We start from the raw sequence: 6626 nt of genomic DNA, 5'->3' as shown, positions 1-6626 counted from the left end.
GCACAGCTACTGTTGCAGGTTCTACGTGTAAAATCAAAGAGCAAAAAGGCATTTTCTACCATTGCGGCACTCATCAGGATTCATTTAATCAGCCATCTGGAAATATTTTGGATGGTACAGAACAGCAGGAGAACTTACACGAAACAGAAAAAACGAAGAAAACCACCTTGGATACAGACAGAATTGTTCTGAAAAACAGAGAGGTGGGTTTTTGTATTCTTATAAAAACATATTGAAAAACAATGTTTTATGAAGGAATATTACTCATTTGTGTGTTTATCCGTTTGATAGTGATATATTATATTGTCTTATCAATTACAAACGTAAAAATAAGATAATTGTTATTGAGGATGTTATTACATATTAAAAAAGTGTTTGTATTTTTCTTGTTGAAGAGAATTATGGAGGTATCTTAAATTTTTGTCAAGATTAATTGGTCTTACGATTAATTTTATAAAAATCACTATATTTGCACGCTGAAAACATGAAGGAGAAAACTAAAAATTAAATAAAAAACAATCAATATTATGTCTTATACACCAGTAGCTGCAGACGTAGCAAAACTAAGAAACACAACAGGTGCAGGAATGATGGACTGCAAAAAAGCTTTGGCAGAAGCTGAAGGAGATTTTGAAAAAGCTATCGAAATCCTTAGAAAAAAAGGTCAAAAAGTAGCTGCTAACAGAGCTGACAGAGAGTCTACAGAAGGTGCTGTTATCGCAAGAGTAAACGAAGATAACACATTAGGTGCCGTTATTTCCCTTAACTGTGAAACTGACTTTGTGGCTAAGAATGAGGCTTTTGTTGAGTTGGCTTATGAATTGGCAGAGCAGGCTATCGAGTACTCTAATAAAGAAGAATTTTTGGCTTCAGAATTTAATGGGATGACTGTTGCAGATAAATTGATCGAGCAGACTGGTATCATTGGAGAAAAAATTGAGATTGGTGCTTTTGAAAGCATCCAAGGTGCATTTTTAGGTGCTTATATCCACGCTGGTAACAAGATTGCTGCTATCACAGCTCTTTCTGCCAACGTAGACGGTGCTGAAGAGGTTGCAAAATCTGTATCTATGCAGGTTGCTGCAATGAACCCAATTGCTCTTGACGAGACTCAGGTTTCTCAGGAAACTATTGATAAAGAATTGGAAATCGAGAGAGAAATCCTTACCAAAGAAGGTAAGCCGGCTAACATCATCGATAATATCCTGAAAGGTAAAATGCAGAAGTTCTACAAAGAGAACACTTTGGTATACCAATCTTTTATCAAAGACGGAAGCCAATCTGTTGCAGATTATGTAAAATCTGTTAACCCGGATCTTAAAGTAACAGGTTTTGTAAGAGTAGCTCTTTCTTAATCCTGACCTTTATAATACAACAATCCCACTGTTCTTTTGCAGTGGGATTTTTTATGTACCTATATCCTCTAACAATAATTTGAATTACATTTGTATCCTAAATATTTTTACATTTTGAAAAAGATCTTCTTTTTTGCAATGCTGATGATGTCAGTTTGTCTCTCTGCACAAATGGACTATGAACATTGGTTTGCCCCGATGGGGAATAATTATCGCTCTACATACAACTTTCAGTCAATCTATCTATCAACCAGCGAAACGACACCTTTTGAAGTAAGTGTTTATAATGCCGGTAGACTTATAGGTAAAGTAGCAATTAGCAAAGGATCACCCGGTAAGTTTGATATTCCCAGAGAGTATATCATAACAGAAGAGGATAGGGATCGTATGTCTGTTATTAGTAAAGGACTTCATCTTATAGGGGATAAAAAGTACTTTGCAAATCTCAGGTTTTCCGTTCTTAATCATGCCGAGATTGTAACCTCAAAAGGTTTAGCGGGATTAGGGAATAAATTTTATATTGGCATGCCTGAAGTTAGTCTATGGAGTCCATCAGGTACCTCGAACCATACTGTCAGTGTTATTGCAACAGAAAACGGAACGACTGTCACTTTATCAGGCTATGATCCTGCTTTGGTTTTCACCAATGATCCTGCTGGTTTACCTACAAAAACTGTTGTCCTTAATAAAGATGAATCCTATATTTTTGAAATCAATAATAGTAATGTACAGAATTTTAAAAAAGGACTAATTGGAGCCAAAATTGAAAGTGATAAACCAATAAGTGTCTCCAATGGTAGTTTTTCTGGGAGAACTGCAGATACAGGTGTTGATATTTTTATGGATCAGGCTGTGCCAGTAGAAAAAACAGGACAGGAATCCATTATTATGAACGGTAATGGTAATTTAAATTCTCCGAGCCCATCTGTGATGGAGAAAACACTTATTATTGCTACCGAAGATAATACAGATGTTTTTGTTAATAACAACATGACATCTACAGCAGATTATCAGTTGAGCAAAGCAGGTGATTTTGTTTTTATAGACAGTGTTGATTATTTCCCGCTTTCAGCATCAGATAATGTGTATGGATTGCATGTAAAAACATCTAAAAATGCATACGTATATGCTTTGTTAGCTGGTAGTTCTGCTAATGAAAAAGCTTCTGGGGGGATGAATCTTATCCCAGCTTTATCATGTTTTCTGCCGAGTAAAATAGATGAACTGAGTGCAGTGGATGAGAATGAGGTGCAGACGTCTTATGATGGTTTAATCATCTCTAATAATGTCAAACTTAATATCATTGCGCAGGCAGGTGCGGATGTTTATGTCAATAATTCCAAGACAGGAGTTTTGGGACCTTATGCTGTTTTAGGAAATAGTGATTGGGAACTTTATTCAGTACTTAATGTAAAAGGTAATATTACTGTTGAATCTAAAAATAACAAAGCGATTACGGCCGGTATTGCCGGAGGTTCTTCAAACATCGGCTTCGGCGGTTATTTTGCAGGGTTTAGTTCAATACCGTCTATTTCAAAAGTAGGAGATTGTGCAAAAGGACAAGAGCTAGTAGTAGATGACATTTACGACAAGTACGAATGGTTTTACAGTCTGGATAATATTACCTATGTTTCGTATCCAGGGAATACTTATTATATAACGCCGGGGACTAAATTTGGATATTATAAATGTGAAGTAACCAAGCTGTCCTGTCTGCCTGCTAAAACAACCAAGGAGTTTAAATATCTCAAATGTACAGCAATAGGCACTCCCAAAAATTATACAATCGGAGCGTGTAATAGCATTCCTGTCATTACACCTGTATTTACCGATTCAACTGCAGCAGCAATTGATATAACCAAAACCTTTATATCTCAGCAGCCTGATGGTGGTAATGCTTATGTAGATAGTGGTGGTAAAATCCATTTTGATGCAGCCAACACAACAGCAGATCATGTGACTTTTAAATATTATTTTGAAAGTATAGGAACATTTCCAGATTCAGAAGAAATAACCGTAACAGTTAATATTGTTCAAATCAAGCTGAACAATACAGAAATAACTGAATGTGTTGATTATGACGGCCAAGGCTACTACGATTTGAAATTGGCATTTGAACCAATCAATCAGGATGCAACATTTACAAAATATACCTATTATAAAGATGCGGCACTTTCACAGGTGATTCCTACAGGAGAAATATCCGCCTATCATTCTGAGCCGGATAAAATCGTATACGTAGTGGTGACCAATAGTTACGGTTGTGATAACAGAAGTACGCCAGCTCAAATTGTGCTCAAAACTTTTGAATTACCGGAGATAAAAACGATTGATGTGATTGATGGAACATCAGTTTCCATCAATGCAATTGGAGGAAAAAAACCTTACAGATACTATATAAGAAAAGGAATTGCTATACAGCCATTGCCATTATTGCAGGATTACAGCCTGTCTGATACTCTTCCCGTAACTGATGGGAAAGGTCTTTATACTGCATTTGTAAAATCAGCGGATAATAGCTACGATTGTAATCCTGTTACCCAGGTTTTTGCAGTGATTGGTATTTCTAATATTATTACACCTAATGATGATGGTAAAAATGATACAATAGATATGTCTATATTATCATATAAAATGAATCCAAAATTTCAGGTTTTTGACAGAGAAGGGACAAAGGTTTTCGAAGGGTCTTCTGCAAATAAGTTTATTTGGACAGGCAAAGATAACGGAAGTGCGCTCCCAACATCTACCTACTGGTACCTTTTGCAATGGCAGGATTTTGAAGGTGCAGATCTAGATGTAATGAATGGCTGGATACTCCTTAAAAACAGAAATTCTTATTAAGTATCAACGAACATCAAACTATTTTTGTAAACAGTTATTTATTTTTAATACCTTAACATATAGCTGATAAAGTTTAATAAAATTTTAACCTTAATAGCTTTTTTTTGTGGTGTACATATTTCTAAATCTCTATAAATTTGTGCCAATATTATGAAGAAGATTATTGCAACATTTTTGTTGTTTTTTGCAACCATTATCTATGGGCAGTATTATGGTGGAGAAATATTTATAAGAGACAAATCCAATCTGTATCTCAATCAGGTTTATATAACCAATCTTAATGCGCACAAAAGTGTGCTGGCCAATTATAACGGCGATTTTAGGATTGATGCCAAAGAAGGCGATATTATCCGTTTCACTTCCATTGTTACAGAGCGTAAAGACATTACAGTAACCAGCCAAATGTTGGCATCGCCCAAAAATTTTGTGGAGTTGCAGATTGCTTACTATGAGATTCAGGAAGTAATTATCAGCTCTTTTCGGCCTACTGGCAATCTTAGGAAAGATGTTGCCATGCTCAAGTCTTCAGAAAAAGCTTTTGAGTTGAGAAAAATGATTGGCCTGCCAGAGCCAAAAGGTAACGGTTTGCCACCTGAGATTCCTGTCCTGTCATTTAATCAGGGGCTTAGTTTTAGCATAGACAGTATTTTTGATTTGATTTCCGGAGAGAAGAAAAAGAAAGAACGCTATCAGCAGTACGAGAGAATGAGCAAAAATATAGAAAACCTGCAGAATTATTTCGGCGATGACTATTTTATCAGCCTCAAGATTCCGAAGCAGCTGATTCCTAATTTTTTACAGTTTGTATACAGTTCCGATAACATTACAACCTTTCTGGAAACCAATAATTACGAAGCCACCAAAACTTATATAGAAAAGTATCTGCCGATATACCTCAAACGTGTGCAGAATTCTCACCTCATGTCGGTATCTAATGATCAGCCGGTTTCTAAATAATTTCCCATACAGCTTGCATAATTTTCCTGCATGATTTTTCGTTATTGATAGAAAAAAGTGTTTTTTGAAGTCAATTTGAGAGATTGGTTTTCCTGAATTTTTTTGGAGAATTTATATTATTGAAGAGAATTAATGATATTTTCAGGCTAAAACGGATTATTTGAGTCTTGTACCTTTGCTCTGTTTCTTTATCCACTTAGTGCTCAATATTGATATACAAAGGTTTTTTCTGTCAGGTTATGGCTTGATGATTTGGTTAATTAATATTGACTATTTTTGTACCCGAAAAATTTTTAAAGGAAAGACTTATTATAATGGGGAAAAATAAAATAGCCAGGTTCGAGGAAAACAAAACATTACCAAACGTTATTCAGCCAACCAGAGAGCAGGCCATCAACAGCTTTGAGCACAAAGGCAAATGGGCGGAGTTTTTTGGGAATAATAATCCGATCGTTTTGGAACTGGGTTGTGGTAAAGGCGAATATTCTGTAGGACTGGCCAAATCTTTTCCGGAAAAAAACTTCATAGGTATTGATATAAAAGGCGCCCGCTTTTGGTTTGGAGCTAAAGAAGCCATTCAGGAAGGGTTAAATAATGTGGCTTTTGTCAGGACTCAGATAGAGCTGATAGATCATCTGTTTGCGGAGAATGAGGTTTCCGAAATCTGGATTACCTTTCCAGATCCGCAGATCAAATACAGAAGAACCAAACACAGGCTTACCAATCCTGAGTTTTTGGCGATGTATAAAAAGATTCTCAAAAAAGACGGCATCATCCACCTAAAGACAGATTCTGAGTTTTTGCATGGTTATACCCTGGGGCTTTTGCAAGGTTTGGGACACCAGATTCTCACGGCGCATCACGATATTTACGGTGCGGCTGAATATATGCCCGATACACCATTGTTAAAGGATATCCGTACTTATTACGAGGAATTGTTTTCGTCCAAAGGTAAAACCATTACCTATATAAAATTTAAACTGAAAGATGAATAATCGGCTTATTGCAATCCTTGGTTTTTTGAGCCTTACCAGTTGTTCTGTACGCAATGAGGTGTCACCGGTCTATGCGGCTAATGATCCTGCCGTAATTTTGAGGGCAGAAAAACGGAGAAGCATGCCAAAAACAATCGAGGACAAAGCGGTGAGCCTGCTCAATCAGTTCAATACAGATGCAGCTAATACAGATATGGTATTGATGATCAGGAACGAGTCCAATTGCGATTTTACAATGCATATTGTAGGGCCGCATTCTTACAAGATTCCTGTAGCGGCAAAAAAAACAGAAAGTATAGTTGTAGAACAAGGGAATTATGAGATGCGCTCCGAAGTTTGCAAGAGCCCTTATTATACTCATAAGACATTTTCCGAAAATACATTACTCAGCATCCGGTATGCTGTTGTAAAAAATGTTGATACCATAGAAACGGTACAATAAAAAAGAAGCTTCAATCGGTAAAGATTGAAGCTT

The 6626-nt window shown here is 36.3% G+C and carries 6 protein-coding genes; all 6 read left to right on the top strand.

Going from position 1 to position 6626, the window contains the following annotated elements; translation table 11 throughout:
- Positions 1-236 (top strand): hypothetical protein (locus B0B05_RS16675; RefSeq protein WP_159435883.1); only part of this gene is annotated, 236 nt, incomplete at its 5' end.
- A 291-nt stretch (positions 237-527) separates the two neighbouring features.
- Complete coding sequence (gene tsf / locus B0B05_RS13590) at positions 528-1355, top strand: translation elongation factor Ts (protein WP_076784162.1); 828 nt, start codon at positions 528-530, stop codon at positions 1353-1355.
- A 114-nt stretch (positions 1356-1469) separates the two neighbouring features.
- Positions 1470-4199, top strand: a complete 2730-nt coding sequence (locus B0B05_RS13585) for a T9SS type B sorting domain-containing protein (protein ID WP_084173982.1) — start codon at positions 1470-1472, stop codon at positions 4197-4199.
- A 150-nt stretch (positions 4200-4349) separates the two neighbouring features.
- Positions 4350-5156, top strand: coding sequence for a hypothetical protein (locus tag B0B05_RS13580; protein WP_076784160.1), 807 nt, complete (start codon positions 4350-4352; stop codon positions 5154-5156).
- A gap of 314 nt (positions 5157-5470) precedes the next feature.
- A complete protein-coding gene (gene trmB, locus B0B05_RS13575; RefSeq protein ID WP_076784159.1) occupies positions 5471-6151 on the top strand; it encodes a tRNA (guanosine(46)-N7)-methyltransferase TrmB in 681 nt (226 codons plus the stop codon).
- Entirely contained in the window at positions 6144-6593 is a 450-nt protein-coding gene (locus tag B0B05_RS13570) for a DUF6759 domain-containing protein (protein WP_076784158.1), read from the top strand. Before trmB ends, B0B05_RS13570 begins: the two co-directional genes overlap by 8 nt.
- Positions 6594-6626 lie beyond the last annotated feature (33 nt).

This window comes from Epilithonimonas bovis DSM 19482 (assembly GCF_900108115.1).
In the GTDB taxonomy this organism is placed as follows: domain Bacteria; phylum Bacteroidota; class Bacteroidia; order Flavobacteriales; family Weeksellaceae; genus Epilithonimonas; species Epilithonimonas bovis.
The sequence above is the reverse complement of the archived record's forward strand: the minus strand, read 5'-3'. Positions and strand labels throughout refer to the sequence as shown.